The organism is Mycobacterium sp. NGS50, assembly GCF_059812545.1.
In genome coordinates this window covers 59,936-74,260 of record NZ_JCALCW010000027.1, presented here as the reverse complement: position 1 = coordinate 74,260, position 14,325 = coordinate 59,936, and the positions used below count along the sequence as shown (strand labels likewise).

Genomic DNA, 14,325 nt, shown 5'->3' with positions numbered 1-14,325 from the left:
TGAATTTCAAAAACACCCCGATCCCGGGGCCATACATCAATTCAGACGTCTATTTCAGTGGCACGGGACTACACCTCGACGGCGAGGTTCACGCAGTCATAGGCGGGGCTGCAGGTCTCGGGCGGGGAGTATTCGGTCGCCGGCCGGTGCAGCACCGCACGGGTGGGGCTGACCGTCAACGGATCGAGGTCCTGGGCCAGACCGTCCACAATCAGCGAATAGCCGCCCGCCACCTGCGGCGGCCACAACACGGTGACCTCGCGGTGGGCTTCCAGGTTCGTGCGGGTATGCCGGCCGATCGCCCCGACCCGCAGCAGGCCGTCGCTGAGCACCGGTTCGACGGCCGCGGTATGGGTGCGGTAGTCGTCGCCGACGCTGATGACATAGGCGATTCCGAAGTCCCGAAGGGTGTCGGCGAGCCGGTCCAGATCCACCTTCTTGCTCATGGCCCCGAGCTTACTGCGGCAGGATAGACGGTATGGAATTCCGCTACCTCGGCAACTCCGGTCTGCAGATCTCGGAGATCACCTACGGAAACTGGCTCACCCACGGCTCGCAAGTCGAGAACGATGTCGCCACCGCCTGCGTGCGGGCCGCCCTCGACTGCGGCATCACCACCTTCGACACCGCCGACGTCTACGCCAACGGCGCCGCCGAGGAAGTGCTGGGCGCCGCGCTGAAGGGCCAGCGCCGCGAAGCGCTGGAGATCTTCACCAAGGTGTACTGGCCGATCGGGCCCGCCCCGCTGGGCAAGAACGACACCGGGTTGTCCCGCAAACACATCATGGAAAGCATCGACGGGTCGCTGCGCCGGTTGCAGACCGACTATGTCGACCTCTACCAAGCCCACCGCTACGACCTGTTCACCCCGCTGGAAGAGACCATGCAGGCGTTCGCCGACGTGGTCCGGGCGGGCAAGGCCCTCTACATCGGGGTCAGCGAGTGGACACCCGAGCAGATCCGCAACGCGCACGGGTTGGCCCGCCAGCTCGGTGTCTCGCTGATCTCCAGCCAACCCCAGTACTCGATGCTGTGGCGGATCATCGAACCCGAAGTGGTGCCGACCTGCCGTGAACTCGGTGTGGGCCAGATCGTCTGGTCGCCGATGGCCCAAGGGGTGTTGTCCGGCAAGTACCTTCCCGGTCAGCCTCCGCCGGCCGGGTCGCGCGCCACCGACGAGAAGGGCGGCGCCAACTTCATCAAACGGTTCATGACCGATGACGTACTGACGCGGGTGCAGCAGCTGCGGCCGATCGCCGCAGAACTGGGCCTCACGACCGCGCAGCTGGCGATCGCCTGGGTGCTGCAGAACGACAACGTCGCCGCCGCGCTGGTCGGCGCGTCACGCCCGGAGCAGGTCACCGAGAACGTCGCCGCGGCCGGGGTTCGGATCCCTGCGGACTTGCTGGCCCGTATCGATCAGGTTCTCGGTGATGCGGTGGCCGGAGACGGGAAGCTGGTGGCCCGATCCACCCCGCAGCAGCGCATGCTCTGACGCTCACACCCGGCACAGGATCTGGCTGTGCAGTAGCGCGATCCAGCCGTCGGGATGATCGGCCCAGTCCCGCCACGCCTGCGAAATCGCTTGCAGTTTGGCCTGATCGGCGGCGCCGCTGGCGAGTAACTGGTCGGTGATGGCGGATTGCAGAATCCGATCGGCCCACATGCCGCCCCAATGCTCGCGGTCGGCGGGCGTGGCGAAACACGACGCGCTGGCTGTCGGGGTGACGTCGGTGAATCCGGCCGCGTGCGCCCAGGCCAGCAGATGCCGGCCCGCGTCGGGTTCGCCGCCGTTGGCCCGCGCTGCGTCGCGGTACAGCCGCAGCCAGTCGTCCAACTCCGCCGACGCCGGATACCAGGTGAACGCCGCGTAGTCGCTGTCGCGCACGGCAACCACGCCGCCGGGCTTGCATACCCGGCGCATCTCGGTCAGCGCGGTCACCGGGTCGGCGACATGCTGCAGCACTTGGTGGGCGTGCACCACATCAAAGCTGTTGTCGGGGAACCGTAATGCGTGCACGTCGGCGACGACGAAGTCGATGTCGTCCTGTCCGCGTTCGCGGGCGCAATCACGTGCGAGGTCCAGCGCCTCGGGCACGGGTTCGATGGCAGTCACCCGGCCGGGTGCGACGATGCCGGCCAGATCCGCCGTGATGGTCCCGGGCCCGCAGCCGACGTCGAGCAGCCGCTGTCCCGGTGCCAACGACGCCAGCAGGTAGGCGGCGGAGTTCTCCGCCGTGCGGGCACGGTGTGCGCGCAGCACCGACTCGTGGTGGCCGTGCGTGTATTTGGGTGACGTCATATCGTTCGCCTCGATCGCTGGCCGTGCGGTTTCATACGCGACACGCTAGTGCGGGCGTATCGATTCGCACACTGGCGCTGTGGCCTGTGGATAGCCGTCGACCGCGGAGCGGGAAATGTCGGACCGTCGCGGGCATGCGGAACGTTGAGTGGACGTTTCGGGCTGCGGAGGCGCTAGATGCGGGCGTGTTGACGTTCCGGGAGTTGCGCCGATTCCATTCCGCGGTGTACCCGGGCGTCTGGGTGCCGCGGGGCGTCGACCTGTCGCCGACTCAGCGGGCCCACGCGGCCTGGCTGTGGTCGGGGCGCCGCGGCGTCCTAGCCGGGCTGTCGGCTGCTGCTCTGTCGGGTGCCAAATGGATCGAACCCGACACTCCTGCGGAGCTTATCCACGCCAATCGGCGAGCGCCGCCGCTGATCTGCGTCCACTCCGACACTTTGTCGCCAGGCGAAACGCAAACCGTCGCCGGGATGCCGGTAACCACTCCGGCGCGTACCGCCTTTGACCTGGGCAGGCGGCTGCGGCTCAAAGAGGGGGTGCGGCGCATCGACGCACTAATGAACGCTACCGACGTCAAGCCGGTCGATATACAGGCGGTGATCGCCACGCATCCGGGCGCACAGGGGATCAGGCAGCCAGGCAGAACGTTAGAGCTTCTTGATGGCGGCGCCGAGTCACCCGCGGGCGTTCCTCGACCGGGTGGGTGCTTCCCTGACCGCCCGCGGCTGCCCGAGGACGTGGTGACGCCACGTCGAAAGTGCAATCTCATCCGCCTTCGCCGGCGAGTCGCGGATAAAACGGCACGCTCGGCGACGGGGGGATCAGGCCGGCGCCAGTTGGCGACCGCGGATCAGCTTGCCGGGCCGCGCGTCGGTGGGTTCGCCGTTGTGCGAGATCACCTCACCGGACACGATCGTCGCCACATACCCCTCGGCGGTCTGGTCCAGCCGGCGCCCACCGGCCGGCAGGTCGTAGGTGACGACGGGTTTGTGCAACCGCATTGCGGCGTGGTCGATGACGTTGAGATCGGCCTTGTAGCCCACCGCGATGCGGCCGCGGTCGGCCAGCCCGGAAACGCGGGCCGGCACCGACGTCAGCTCACGGATCGCGTCGGGCACACTGAGCCGGCCGCTCGCCCGGTCGCGGGCCCAGTGGGTGAGCAGGTAGGTGGGAAAGCTTGAGTCGCAGATCATCCCGTAGTGCGCCCCGCCATCACCCAGTCCCAGCACGACGTCGTTGCGCCGGATCAGCTCTCCGACGGTGTCCAGTGTGCCGCCCTCGAAGTTGGCCATCGCTCCCAGCAGAACGGCGTGCCCGTCGTCGTCGAGCAGCCGGTCGTAGGCCTCCTCCAGCGGCGAGACGCCGCGGGCTTTGGCGCGGGCGGCGATGCTGTTGGTCAGATCCGGTTCGTAGTTGGCGTCGGCGCCGAGCGGGAAGATCCAGTCGAACGCCTGGGCCATGTAGATGATCGGGTTGGCCGGGACCTGACTGGGCTGGTCAGCCAGAATACGTTGACGCACTTCGGGTTTACGCATCTCCGCGACCCGCTCGGCCAGCGGGAGCCCGGCGATCTCCTGATAGCTGGGGTAGAGCACGAACGGGTTGGCGGTCAGCTCCAGGCCGATCACCAGACCGATCGGCCGGGGGAACACCTGCGCGGTGACCATCGGGTCGGGGGTTCCGGCCGCGGCGTTGGCCTTCTCGATCATGGTGACCGCGTCCGGCCACAGCGGCTCACCGGCATTCATCACCAAAAGCGAGAAGGTGACCGGGAGCTCGGCGTCGGCGGCCGCGTCGAGCACCTGCTGCAGCACCGGCTGGAATCCGCCGGTGGGCAGGTCGGGCACGAACTGGATCAGTCCGCCGCCGCCCTCGGCGACGCCGCGGGCGATCTCGAGGATCTCGTTGTCGGCCGCCGAGTAGCTGGGGATCTGCTGCCCACCCTCGGTGCGGTGCGTTGCCAGCTGCGACGACGCGAAACCCAGCGCCCCGGCCCGCATCGCCTCGGAGGCCAGTGCCCGCATCTTCGCCAGATCCTCGGCGGTGGCCGGTTCCCGGTTGGCGCCCCGTTCACCCATCACGTACACCCGCAGCGGGGAGTGTGGCAGATACACGGCCACGTCAATGTCGCGGCGGCCGGCATCCAGTGCGTCCAGATACTGCGGAAAGGTCTCCCAGGTCCACGGCAGCCCGTCGGTCATCACCACGCCGGGGATGTCCTCCACCCCGGCCATCACGTCGACCAGTACGTCGTGGTCCTCGCGGCGGCACGGCGCGAACCCCACCCCGCAGTTGCCCATCACCACCGTGGTCACGCCGTGCGCCGACGACGGGTTGAGCCGATCGGACCAGATCGCCTGCCCGTCATAGTGGGTGTGCAGATCGACGAAGCCCGGGGTTACCAGCAGCCCGGTGGCGTCGATCTCGCGGGCGCCGGTGTCATCGACCGTCCCGACCGCCGCGATCACCCCGTCGCGCACCGCGACGTCGCCGACGTACGGCACACCCCCGAGACCGTCGACGATGGTGCCGTTGCGGATGACGAGATCGAAACTCATCTAAATAATCTACGACGCTGTCGTAGGCGCATGCCAGGATCTGTTCGTGATCGATCACTTGGGAATCAACTGCACCGACTACGCCAGATCTCAGCAGTTCTACGACGCCGTGCTCGCGGTGCTCGGCTACTCGCGGCAGCTGGACGTCGGGCCGGCCATCGGCTACGGACGTGACGGCAACCCCACCTTCTGGGTAGCCGACGCCAGCGCGGGGGAGGCGTCCGGACCCAACCGCGAGGTTCACATCGCGTTCAGCGCCACCGACCAGCAGCAGGTGCAGGCGTTCTACGACGCGGCCCTGCGGCTGGGTGCCGACTCGCTGCACGCGCCGCGGCTCTGGCCGGAATACCACCCCGGCTATTTCGGCGCGTTCGTCCGCGATCCCGACGGCAACAACGTCGAAGCGGTCTGCCACCAGGCGTAGCGTCGGCGGTATGACCGGCACCGACACCGCCGCCCTCCGGGACCTGCTCACCGACGCCTTCACCCGGGTGATCGAGCACGTCGACGAACTCACCGACGGACTGAGCGACCGCGTGTCCGACTATCGCCCGACCGACCAGGCCAACTCGATCGCCTGGCTGCTCTGGCACAGCGCACGAGTGCAGGACATTCAGCTCGCCCAGATCGCGGACGTCGAGCAGGTGTGGATCCGGGACGGGTGGGTCGACCGGTTCGGGTTGGATCTGCCGCGCAACGACACCGGCTACGGGCACGACGCCGCGCAGATCGCCAAGGTGCGCGCACCCGCGGCGTTGCTGGCCGGCTACTACCACGCCGTGCACGAGCTGACGCTGGACTACATCGGCGGCATCGACGCCGACGAGTTGACCCGCGTCGTCGACCAGCAGTGGGATCCACCGGTGACGGCCGGCGTGCGGCTGGTCAGCATCCTCGACGACTGCGCCCAGCACCTGGGTCAGGCGGCGTACCTGCGCGGCATCGCACCGGGCGATCCAGCGCAGACTTGACACCTGTCGAACGCCCCGAAAAGGCACGGCCTAGCATTGCTGATATGACCGCCACCACACCCCAGACCGCCTTCTCCGGCATCGGCAACATCCCCAACCCGGCCACCGGCGCGGTGGCGGGCCAGGTGACCTGGACCGATCCCGCCGACGTCCCCGCGCTCGCCGCCGGGCTGCGCGCCGCGCAACGGGAATGGGAACAGCGCGGGCCCAAAGGCCGCGCCAAGTCGCTGGCGCGTTTCGCGGTGTGGCTGGGCGAGCACCGCAACGAAATCGAAGAGCTGCTGATCAAGGAGACCGGCAAATCGGCGGCCGACGCGGCGCAGGAAGTGCCGCTGCTGCTGCTGATCCTGTCGTACGTGATCAAAACCATGGACAAGGCGCTGGCCCCGGAACGTCGGCCGGCGCCGATGGCCGCGCTGGCCATCAAGAAGATCACCGTCTACTACCGGCCGCGGCCGGTGGTGGGCATCATCGCGCCGTGGAACTACCCGGTCGCCAACGCGCTGATGGACGCCATCGGGGCGCTGGCGGCTGGCTGCGCGGTGTTGCTGAAGCCGTCCGAACGCACCCCGCTGACCGCCGAGCTGCTGCGCCGCGGCTGGCTGGACTCCGGCGCGCCCGAGGTGTTGGCGCTGGCCCAGGGGGCCCGCGAGGTGTCCGAGGCCGTCATCGACCACGTCGACTATCTGCAGTTCACCGGATCGAGCGCGACCGGCGCCAAGGTGGCTGAGCGTGCCGCGCGGCGGCTGACACCGGTCAGCCTGGAGCTGGGCGGCAAGGACCCGATGATCGTGTTGGAGGACGCCGACGTCGAGTTGGCCGCACACGCCGCGGTCTGGGGAGCGATGTTCAACGCCGGACAGACGTGCGTGTCCGTCGAGCGGGTGTACGCGCTGGAATCGGTCTACGACACGTTCGTCGACGCGGTGGTGCGCGACGTGCAGGCGCTGCAGGTCGGAGCCGGCGACGGCAACCACTTCGGGGCGCTGATCGACGAGCAGCAGCTGGCGGTCACCGAGGGCCACGTCCGCGACGCGCTGGCCGCGGGCGCCCGAGCCCTCACCGGTGGGGCGCGTGTCGCCGGACCGGGCAGCTTCTACCAGCCCACCGTGCTGGTCGACGTCGACCACTCGATGGCGTGCATGACCGAGGAGACCTTCGGCCCGACCCTGCCGATCATGAAGGTGTCCACCGTCGACGAAGCGATCCGGCTGGCCAACGACAGCCCGTACGGGTTGAGCGCCTCGGTGTTCTCCGCGGATGTTCAGCGGGCGAAAGACATTGCAGTGCAATTGGATTGTGGTGCCGTCAACATCAACGACGTGATCTCCAACCTGATGTGCACGACGGCCCCGATGGGCGGTTGGAAGACGTCGGGGATCGGCGCGCGGTTCGGCGGGGCCGACGGGATGCGCAAGTTCTGCCGCCAGGAAACCGTGGTCGAGCCGCGTACCAGCGTGGGCGCGGGGCAGAACTACTACCACAACTCGCTCAACACGCTGGCCCGGACGAACCGGATGCTGACCCGGATGGCCCTGTCGCGGCCGCGCCGCACCGCGAAATAGCCGGATACGCGTGCGGTTCCTGACGGCACTGTTGCTGTGGCTGATCACGACCGTGACGTTGACGGTGACCATCCCGACCGCATGGGCGCAGCTGCACCTGGTCGACGAGAACGGCTATGCCGCGCTGGCGCGTCGGGCGGCCGCTGACCCGAAACTGCAGGCGGCGGTGGCCGCCGAACTCACCGCCTACGCGGCGACGCTCATCCGGGTGCGAGGTCAAGCGGTCGATGCCGCTGTGGTGCACGATGTGGCCGCGGACTACACCGCCGGCCCGGCGTTTGCGCCACAGTTCGTGCAGGCCAACCGAATTGCACACCGGTGGATGTTCACCCCCCAGGCCGGGCGGGACCGCTGGGCCATCGACCTGGCCCCGATGCTGAACGACCCCGATTTCCGGCGCATGCTGCAGGGCTACGGCGTGCAGTTGCCGGCGACGGCGACGATTCCGGTGACGGTCGCCCGGCACGATGCGCTGCGGGCGGGGCGGTTGCAGCCGCTGGCCCAGTGGGGGCCGTGGGCATGTCGGATCCTGACCGTGGTAACCGGCATTTGTGCGCTGTTGACGTTGGTCGCCGCCCGCAGCCGCGGCCAGGCGCTGGCCGGGCTCGGAGTGTCGGCGCTGATCGCGGGGGCAGCCGGGTGGGTCGCGATGGGAGTTGGTCGGGGGACCGTCAACGACCTGCTGAACCAGACCGCGCCCGCGATCCGCAACATCCTCGACGCGTTGGTGAACCAAGCCGCGGACGGTCTGCACCAATGGATCAACGTGACCCTGGTCGTGGGTGCGGTTTTGGTGGTGTTCGGGGTTTCGGTCGCGATGCTGGTCCGGCCGCGCGGCGACTGAACCGCGCGAACTCACCTACTGCCGGCGTAACGATCGTGCAGTCGACGCAGGGTGGCTTCGATACCAGCCGCGTTGCGCTTGGCGAAACCCGTTCGTTCGTAATACTTCAGACGGTCCTTGACCGGGCCGGTGTCGCGGTAATCGAAGGTTTCGGTGACCCGGGTGCGAGATGGTGTCACCGCGGTGAACTCCCAGCGCCAGCGGTGGCCCAGGGGATGGCGCCATTCGATCAGTTCATCGGGTGTCAGATGGGTGACGGTGCTGGTGATTCGATAGGGCAGTCCGAACATCGTCATCTTCGTGGAAAATCGTGCGCCCGGGGCAAGCCGCGGCGGGCCGCTGACGTTGTCGCCCACGGTGCCCGACCCGTCCAGCTCATGGTGGCGGCGGGGGTCGGCGACGACCGCGAACAACTCCGCGGTCGGTGCGTCAACCTCAACCGAACGGCTGACTTGGCCGGGTCCGGCGTCGACGATCGTCACGGTCATGACTGAGCCCCCAGGTCGTTGGTGTCGATGCTAGTCCTCGGCGTGCCGGTTGTAATCCCATCGCTCCAGCCGGGCCTGCAACTCGAGCAGGCCGAGGCCGGACAACACCCCTGCCACCGACAGAGCGGTCATCAGTAGCGGACCCATCTCGACCTCCACGTCTCTCACTGTTGACACGGTGGCCGGAGTCCGTGGGTTCAGGGCGTTGCGGCGTGTCGATGACTATGCGGCCAGGGCGCGGATTACTCGAATTTTCGCGCCCTGCGCGCAGAGTCAACGTGAATTTACTGACCGCCCAGCATCCGCCAGAGGAATGAGAAACTCAACGCCGAGCGGAACGCGACCTGGGCGTTGTCCGCCGCCCCCGCATGCCCACCCTCGATGTTCTCGTAGTACCGCACCCGATGCCCGGCGGCCTCCAGTGCGGCGGTCATCTTGCGGGCGTGCCCGGGATGCACCCGGTCATCGCGGGTGGAGGTGGTGATCAGGACCGGGGGATAGTCGGCGCCCGCCGAAATATTCTGGTACGGCGAGTATTCGCGGATGAACGCCCAGTCGTCGGGATTGTCCGGGTCGCCGTACTCGGCCACCCAGGACGCCCCGGCCAGCAGCAGGTGATAGCGGCGCATGTCCAGCAGCGGCACGCTGCACACCAGGGCACCGAACAGCTGCGGGTAGGCGGTCAGCATGATCCCCATCAGCAGACCACCGTTGCTGCCGCCCTGCGCGCCCAGCTGCTCGACGCTGGTGATGCCGCGGGCCACCAGATCGCTCGCCACCGCGGCGAAGTCCTCGGCCACCAGGTGCCGGCCTTCGCGCATCGCCTGGGTGTGCCAGCGCGGTCCGTACTCGCCGCCGCCGCGGATGTTGGCCAGCACGTAGGTGCCGCCCCGGGCCAGCCACAGCCGGCCCAGGATGCCGTCGTATCCGGGAGTGCGGGCGACCTCGAATCCGCCGTAACCGCCGAGCAGGGTGGGGCCCGCGCCGGCGGCGTCGCGGGGACGCACCACGAAATAGGGGATCGCGGTGCCATCCTTGGACGTCGCGAAATGCTGTGTCACGGTGATGTTGTCGGCGTCGAAGAACGCCGGCGCGGATTTGATCTCGGAAAGAGCGCCGCCCGCCGCGCCGTGCAGTGTCCGGGACGGGGCGTCGAATCCGCTGTAGTCGATGAAGATCTCGTTGTCGGTGGACTCGGTGTCGTCGGCGGCGACGATGACGGCGTTGGTGTTGGCCGGCACTTCGGGTACCGGATCGCGCCGCCAGCTCCCGGGTGCGACGACCTCGACCACGCTGGCCACATCGGCCAGCGTCACCAGCAGCAGCCGGTCGCGCGTCCACGCGTAGTGGTGCAGGCTGGTCCGCGCGTCCGGCTGGAAGACCACCTGCAGTTTCGCTGTGCCGGAAAGGAATTCCTCGTAGTCGGCGGCCAGCAGCGAGCCCGCGGCGAAGTCATGCCAGTCGCTGCGCAGCTCGATGAGCAGCCACTGCCGGTGCAGCGAGACCGTCGCGTCGGTCGGGGCGTCGATGCGGATCAGGTCACCGTCCCGCAGCTCGAAGACCTCGTCGTTGAAGAAGTCGATCGCCCGGCGCAGCAGTGTGCGTTCGAAGCCCGGGGTGAGGTCGGCGCCCGCGGCGACCGTCACGTCACCGGGCTCCCCTTCGAACAGTGTTTGCGCCTCGGCCAGCGGCTGGCCGCGTTGCCACCGCTTGACGATCCGCGGATACCCGGAATCGGTCAGCGAGCCGGCACCGAAATCGGTGCCCACCAGGACGGTATCCGGACCGGCCCAGCTGACGTGGCTCTTGGCCTCGGGCAGCTCGAATCCGTCGGCCACAAATTCCAGTGTCTCCATGTCGAATTCGCGTACGATCGCGGCGTCGGATCCGCCGGGGGACAGGCTGATCAGGGCGCGGGTGTAGCCGGGCTCCAGCACGGTGGCCCCGGCCCACACCCAGCTCTGACCGTCGGCCCGGCTCAGCTGATCGACATCCACCAGCACCTCCCAGTCCGGGGAGTCGCCGCGGTAGCTGTCCAGCGTGGTGCGCCGCCACAGCCCGCGCGGGTTGGCGGCGTCGCGCCAGAAGTTGTACAGAAACTCGCCGCGGCGGCGCACATACGGAATCCGGGCGTCGGTGTCGAGCACCTCCAGTGCCGCGGTGCGCATCGCCTCGAAATCCTCACCGGCGAACTCCTCGATGGTCGGCGAATTGCGAGCGCGCACCCAATCCAGCGCCTTCTCGCCGGCGACATCTTCCAGCCACAGATACGGGTCGTCCATCGGGGCAGCAGCCATCAGGCCATTGTGCCGACAGCGGTAGTGTGAGGTGGATAACACCGAAGGAGTGGGGCACATGACCGTCTATGCACGTCCGGGTTCCGCAGGGGCGTTGATGTCGTACGAATCCCGCTACGACAACTTCATCGGCGGCCAGTGGGTGGCACCCGCCCAGGGCCGGTATTTCGAGAATCCCACCCCGGTGACCGGGCAGATCATCTGCGAGGTCGCGCGCTCGGATGCGGCAGACATCGAAAAGGCCCTGGACGCCGCCCACGCCGCGGCGCCGGCCTGGGGCAAGACCGCCCCGGGGCAGCGGGCCGCGATCCTGAACAAGATCGCCGACCGGATCGAGGCCAACCTGGACAAGCTGGCGGTGGCGGAATCCTGGGAGAACGGCAAACCTATCCGGGAAGCGCTGGCCGCCGACATCCCGTTGGCCGCTGACCATTTCCGCTACTTCGCCGCCGCACTGCGGGCACAGGAGGGCGCACTGAGCCAGATCGACGACGACACCGTCGCCTACCATTTCCACGAGCCACTCGGCGTCGTCGGCCAGATCATCCCGTGGAACTTCCCGATCCTGATGGCCGCCTGGAAGCTGGCGCCCGCCCTGGCCGCCGGCAACGCGGTGGTGCTCAAACCGGCCGAACAGACCCCGGCGTCCATCCTGTACCTGGTGAGCCTGATCGCCGACCTGCTGCCGGCGGGGGTGCTCAACGTGGTCAACGGCTTCGGCGTCGAGGCCGGCAAACCGCTGGCGTCGAGCAACCGAATCGCCAAGATCGCGTTCACCGGCGAGACCACCACCGGCCGGCTGATCATGCAGTACGCCAGCCAGAACATCATCCCGGTCACCCTGGAGTTGGGCGGCAAGAGCCCCAACATCTTCTTCTCCGACGTGCTGGCCGCCAACGACGACTTCTGCGACAAGGCGCTGGAAGGGTTCGTCGGTTTCGCCCTCAACCAGGGCGAGGTGTGCACCTGCCCGTCGCGGTCACTGCTGCAGGCCGACATCTACGACGAGTTCCTGGAGTTGGCCGCGATCCGCACCAAGGCGATCCGCCAGGGCGACCCGCTGGACACCGAGACGATGATCGGCGCGCAGGCCTCCAACGACCAGCTCGAGAAAATCCTGTCCTACCTCGAGATCGGCAAAGGCGAAGGCGCGAAGGTGATCACCGGCGGCGAGCGCGCCGAGCTCGGCGGAGACCTGTCCGGCGGCAACTATGTGCAGCCCACCATCTTCGCCGGTGACAACAGAATGCGGATCTTCCAGGAGGAGATCTTCGGCCCGGTGGTGGCGGTCACGTCATTCACCGACTACGACGACGCCATCGCACAGGCCAACGACACCCTCTACGGCCTGGCCGCCGGGGTGTGGAGCCGCGACGGCAACACCGCCTACCGGGCGGGCCGCGACATCAAGGCCGGGCGGGTGTGGGTGAACTGCTACCACGTCTACCCGGCGCACGCGGCGTTCGGCGGCTACAAGCAGTCCGGCATCGGCCGGGAAAACCACAAGATGATGCTGGATCACTACCAGCAGACCAAGAACCTGCTGGTGTCCTACTCCGACCAGGCGCTGGGCCTGTTCTGATGTATCGGGTGCTGATCACCGCCGCCGCAGCAGAATTAGTGGCGCGGCTGACCGGTCAGCACGGCCCGCTGATGTTTCACCAGTCCGGCGGCTGCTGCGACGGGTCCGCGCCGATGTGCTATCCGGACGGGGAGTTCATCGTCGGCGACCGTGACGTGCTGCTGGGCGTGCTCGACGTCGCCGGCGGGGTGCCGGTGTGGATCTCCGGGCCGCAGTTCGAGGCGTGGCAGCACACCCAGTTGATCATCGACGTGGTGGCGGGCCGCGGCAGCGGGTTCAGCCTGGAAGCGCCCGAGGGGATGCGGTTCCTGTCTCGCGGACGGGCTTTCACCGATACCGAGAACGCCGAGCTGGCGGCCGAGCCGGTGATCACCGGTGCGACCTACGCCGACGGGGACCGCCCGCCGACGCGCTGCCCGGTGGTCAGCTCAGCGGCAACTTGACGAAAATCTCCCCGGTCGGCTGCGGTGAGCCATTGCCCGGTTCGACGGTGAACGCCAGCACGCCGGCCTGTCCGAGATCGCGGATCACCTCGGTGGTGGACGGGTGCACGGCTTGCGGGCTCATCGTGCCGGCCGATCGCGGTGTGGCACCCTCGATCAGCCACATCTGGTAGACCGTGCCGGCCGCGGGCGGCACGACGTTGTTCAGCACCAGCACCGCGGCGTTGCGGTCACGTGAGTAGACAACGGTCGCGGTGCCGCCGGCCGGGATCACATCGCTGACCGTGCGCACGTCGGTTGCGGTGAACACCTGCTCGGCGGTGGGCGGCGGCACCGCCGGCCGCAGCACCAACCCGGCACCGAACGCGATCGCGGCAACGGCGGCTGCTGCGGCGACGAATCCGGTTGTCCGCCAGCGCCGACGGCGCCGTGCCTGCAAGCCTACGGCGGCCAGGATCCGGTCCCGCAGACCTGGCGGCGGCTCGAGGGCGGTGGCAGCTGACACCACCGCCAGCGTCTCGCGCACGGCGCGCACCTCGGCGCGGAAGGACTCGGCCACCGGGGCGGGTGCAGCGCTGACCTGCCGGTCGATGCCGGTACGCTCATCATCCGCAACGGCGTGCAGCGCATACGGTGTCGCCAACGTCAGCAGGTCGAACTCGGCCGGTTGGGTCATGGCACACCCAGACAATTCCGTAGGCTGCGCAGGGCATCTCGCATCCGCGACTTGATGGTGGCCAGGTTGGCGGCCAGCCGTTCGGACACCTCGGCGTAGGTCAGGCCGCCGTAATAAGCCATGTCAATGCACTGGCGCTGATTATCGGTCAGGGCTTCCAGGCATTCGGTCACTCGACGCCGCTCATCGGCCTGCAGCGCCGACTCGGCCACCACATCGGCCGGCGGTTCGACGTTGGCGGCGCTGTACTGGACGTCTCGCCGGCCGGCCGCTTGCTCGGCGCGCACCCGGTCCACCGCGCGCCGATGCGCGATCGTCAACAGCCACGCCAATGCCGTTCCGGCGGCCGGGTCGAATTTCGCGGCGTTGCGCCACACCTGCAGATAGACCTCTTGGGCCGTCTCCTCGCTGTAGCCCGGGTCGCGCAGCACCCGCGACACCAACCCGAATACCCGGGAGCGGGTCAGATCGTAGAGCGCGGTGAAGGCATCGACATCCTGGTTGGCCACTCGACGCAGCAAGGCATCGAGGTCAACGGGAGCTGGCGGCGCGACGCTCATCGCACCGTAGCCTAGCTGTATCCGGCCGCCTTGGACGAG

15 protein-coding genes and 1 pseudogene are annotated in these 14,325 nt (G+C 68.2%); 8 read left to right on the top strand and 8 right to left on the bottom strand.

Going from position 1 to position 14,325, the window contains the following annotated elements:
- Window positions 1-68 precede the first annotated feature (68 nt).
- Window positions 69-446, bottom strand: coding sequence for a pyridoxamine 5'-phosphate oxidase family protein (locus tag AC5Y36_RS18490; protein WP_500042392.1), 378 nt, complete (start codon window positions 444-446; stop codon window positions 69-71).
- Window positions 447-478: 32 nt separating this feature from the next.
- Between AC5Y36_RS18490 and AC5Y36_RS18485 the strand changes: the two genes are divergently transcribed.
- On the top strand, window positions 479-1,495 hold the full coding sequence (locus AC5Y36_RS18485; protein ID WP_500042391.1) for an aldo/keto reductase family protein: 1,017 nt from the start codon (window positions 479-481) through the stop codon (window positions 1,493-1,495).
- A gap of 3 nt (window positions 1,496-1,498) precedes the next feature.
- On the opposite strand, the gene AC5Y36_RS18480 is transcribed toward AC5Y36_RS18485, so the two are convergent.
- Window positions 1,499-2,302 carry a class I SAM-dependent methyltransferase gene (locus tag AC5Y36_RS18480; protein ID WP_500042390.1) on the bottom strand — a complete coding sequence of 268 codons (804 nt, stop codon included), beginning with the start codon at window positions 2,300-2,302 and terminating at the stop codon, window positions 1,499-1,501.
- Between the two features lie 134 nt (window positions 2,303-2,436).
- Between AC5Y36_RS18480 and AC5Y36_RS18475 the strand changes: the two are divergent.
- Window positions 2,437-2,862: pseudogene (locus AC5Y36_RS18475) on the top strand (hypothetical protein); the annotation flags it as partial.
- A gap of 261 nt (window positions 2,863-3,123) precedes the next feature.
- Here the strand turns inward: AC5Y36_RS18475 and AC5Y36_RS18470 are convergent.
- Window positions 3,124-4,860, bottom strand: coding sequence for an N-acyl-D-amino-acid deacylase family protein (locus AC5Y36_RS18470; RefSeq protein ID WP_500042389.1), 1,737 nt, complete (start codon window positions 4,858-4,860; stop codon window positions 3,124-3,126).
- A 46-nt stretch (window positions 4,861-4,906) separates the two neighbouring features.
- Here AC5Y36_RS18470 and AC5Y36_RS18465 point away from each other — a divergent pair, with 46 nt between their 5' ends.
- The 4 genes from AC5Y36_RS18465 to AC5Y36_RS18450 are packed head-to-tail and all read left to right on the top strand — an operon-like array spanning window position 4,907 to window position 8,240.
- Window positions 4,907-5,284: a VOC family protein gene (locus AC5Y36_RS18465; RefSeq protein WP_500042388.1), complete on the top strand. Its 378-nt coding sequence runs from the start codon at window positions 4,907-4,909 to the stop codon at window positions 5,282-5,284.
- A gap of 10 nt (window positions 5,285-5,294) precedes the next feature.
- Window positions 5,295-5,831, top strand: coding sequence for a mycothiol transferase (locus AC5Y36_RS18460; protein ID WP_500042387.1), 537 nt, complete (start codon window positions 5,295-5,297; stop codon window positions 5,829-5,831).
- A gap of 44 nt (window positions 5,832-5,875) precedes the next feature.
- Window positions 5,876-7,396 carry an aldehyde dehydrogenase family protein gene (locus AC5Y36_RS18455; protein WP_500042386.1) on the top strand — a complete coding sequence of 507 codons (1,521 nt, stop codon included), beginning with the start codon at window positions 5,876-5,878 and terminating at the stop codon, window positions 7,394-7,396.
- 10 nt (window positions 7,397-7,406) lie between these two features.
- Complete coding sequence (locus AC5Y36_RS18450; protein ID WP_500042385.1) at window positions 7,407-8,240, top strand: hypothetical protein; 834 nt, start codon at window positions 7,407-7,409, stop codon at window positions 8,238-8,240.
- 11 nt (window positions 8,241-8,251) lie between these two features.
- On the opposite strand, the gene AC5Y36_RS18445 is transcribed toward AC5Y36_RS18450, so the two are convergent.
- From AC5Y36_RS18445 to AC5Y36_RS18435, 3 genes are all read right to left on the bottom strand, one after another.
- Window positions 8,252-8,728, bottom strand: coding sequence for an SRPBCC family protein (locus AC5Y36_RS18445; RefSeq protein WP_500042384.1), 477 nt, complete (start codon window positions 8,726-8,728; stop codon window positions 8,252-8,254).
- A 30-nt stretch (window positions 8,729-8,758) separates the two neighbouring features.
- Window positions 8,759-8,896: a hypothetical protein gene (locus tag AC5Y36_RS18440; RefSeq protein WP_500042396.1), complete on the bottom strand. Its 138-nt coding sequence runs from the start codon at window positions 8,894-8,896 to the stop codon at window positions 8,759-8,761.
- Window positions 8,897-9,012: 116 nt separating this feature from the next.
- Window positions 9,013-11,025 (bottom strand): prolyl oligopeptidase family serine peptidase, encoded by a 2,013-nt coding sequence (locus tag AC5Y36_RS18435; RefSeq protein ID WP_500042383.1) that lies wholly within the window; start codon window positions 11,023-11,025, stop codon window positions 9,013-9,015.
- Between the two features lie 58 nt (window positions 11,026-11,083).
- Between AC5Y36_RS18435 and adh the strand changes: the two genes are divergently transcribed.
- Both adh and AC5Y36_RS18425 read left to right on the top strand, forming a co-directional pair.
- Window positions 11,084-12,607, top strand: a complete 1,524-nt coding sequence (gene adh / locus AC5Y36_RS18430; RefSeq protein ID WP_500042382.1) for an aldehyde dehydrogenase — start codon at window positions 11,084-11,086, stop codon at window positions 12,605-12,607.
- Window positions 12,607-13,050: a DUF779 domain-containing protein gene (locus AC5Y36_RS18425; RefSeq protein ID WP_500042381.1), complete on the top strand. Its 444-nt coding sequence runs from the start codon at window positions 12,607-12,609 to the stop codon at window positions 13,048-13,050. Before adh ends, AC5Y36_RS18425 begins: the two co-directional genes overlap by 1 nt.
- Here AC5Y36_RS18425 and AC5Y36_RS18420 read toward each other — a convergent pair.
- Window positions 13,031-13,726 carry an anti-sigma factor gene (locus AC5Y36_RS18420; protein ID WP_500042380.1) on the bottom strand — a complete coding sequence of 232 codons (696 nt, stop codon included), beginning with the start codon at window positions 13,724-13,726 and terminating at the stop codon, window positions 13,031-13,033. The genes AC5Y36_RS18425 and AC5Y36_RS18420 overlap by 20 nt on opposite strands.
- Window positions 13,723-14,286, bottom strand: coding sequence for a sigma-70 family RNA polymerase sigma factor (locus tag AC5Y36_RS18415; RefSeq protein WP_500042379.1), 564 nt, complete (start codon window positions 14,284-14,286; stop codon window positions 13,723-13,725). The genes AC5Y36_RS18420 and AC5Y36_RS18415 overlap by 4 nt, the downstream gene beginning before the upstream one ends.
- Window positions 14,287-14,325: the final 39 nt, after the last annotated feature.

Excerpts from the sequence above, each read along its gene's own strand:
- AC5Y36_RS18490 (WP_500042392.1), bottom strand. The coding sequence starts at position 446 with ATGAGCAAGAAGGTGGATCTGGACCGGCTCGCCGACACCCTTCGGGAC.
- AC5Y36_RS18485 (WP_500042391.1), top strand. The coding sequence starts at position 479 with ATGGAATTCCGCTACCTCGGCAACTCCGGTCTGCAGATCTCGGAGATC.
- AC5Y36_RS18480 (WP_500042390.1), bottom strand. The coding sequence starts at position 2,302 with ATGACGTCACCCAAATACACGCACGGCCACCACGAGTCGGTGCTGCGC.
- AC5Y36_RS18470 (WP_500042389.1), bottom strand. The coding sequence starts at position 4,860 with ATGAGTTTCGATCTCGTCATCCGCAACGGCACCATCGTCGACGGTCTC.
- AC5Y36_RS18460 (WP_500042387.1), top strand. The coding sequence starts at position 5,295 with ATGACCGGCACCGACACCGCCGCCCTCCGGGACCTGCTCACCGACGCC.
- AC5Y36_RS18455 (WP_500042386.1), top strand. The coding sequence starts at position 5,876 with ATGACCGCCACCACACCCCAGACCGCCTTCTCCGGCATCGGCAACATC.
- AC5Y36_RS18445 (WP_500042384.1), bottom strand. The coding sequence starts at position 8,728 with ATGACCGTGACGATCGTCGACGCCGGACCCGGCCAAGTCAGCCGTTCG.
- AC5Y36_RS18435 (WP_500042383.1), bottom strand. The coding sequence starts at position 11,025 with ATGGCTGCTGCCCCGATGGACGACCCGTATCTGTGGCTGGAAGATGTC.
- adh (WP_500042382.1), top strand. The coding sequence starts at position 11,084 with ATGACCGTCTATGCACGTCCGGGTTCCGCAGGGGCGTTGATGTCGTAC.
- AC5Y36_RS18425 (WP_500042381.1), top strand. The coding sequence starts at position 12,607 with ATGTATCGGGTGCTGATCACCGCCGCCGCAGCAGAATTAGTGGCGCGG.
- AC5Y36_RS18420 (WP_500042380.1), bottom strand. The coding sequence starts at position 13,726 with ATGACCCAACCGGCCGAGTTCGACCTGCTGACGTTGGCGACACCGTAT.
- AC5Y36_RS18415 (WP_500042379.1), bottom strand. The coding sequence starts at position 14,286 with ATGAGCGTCGCGCCGCCAGCTCCCGTTGACCTCGATGCCTTGCTGCGT.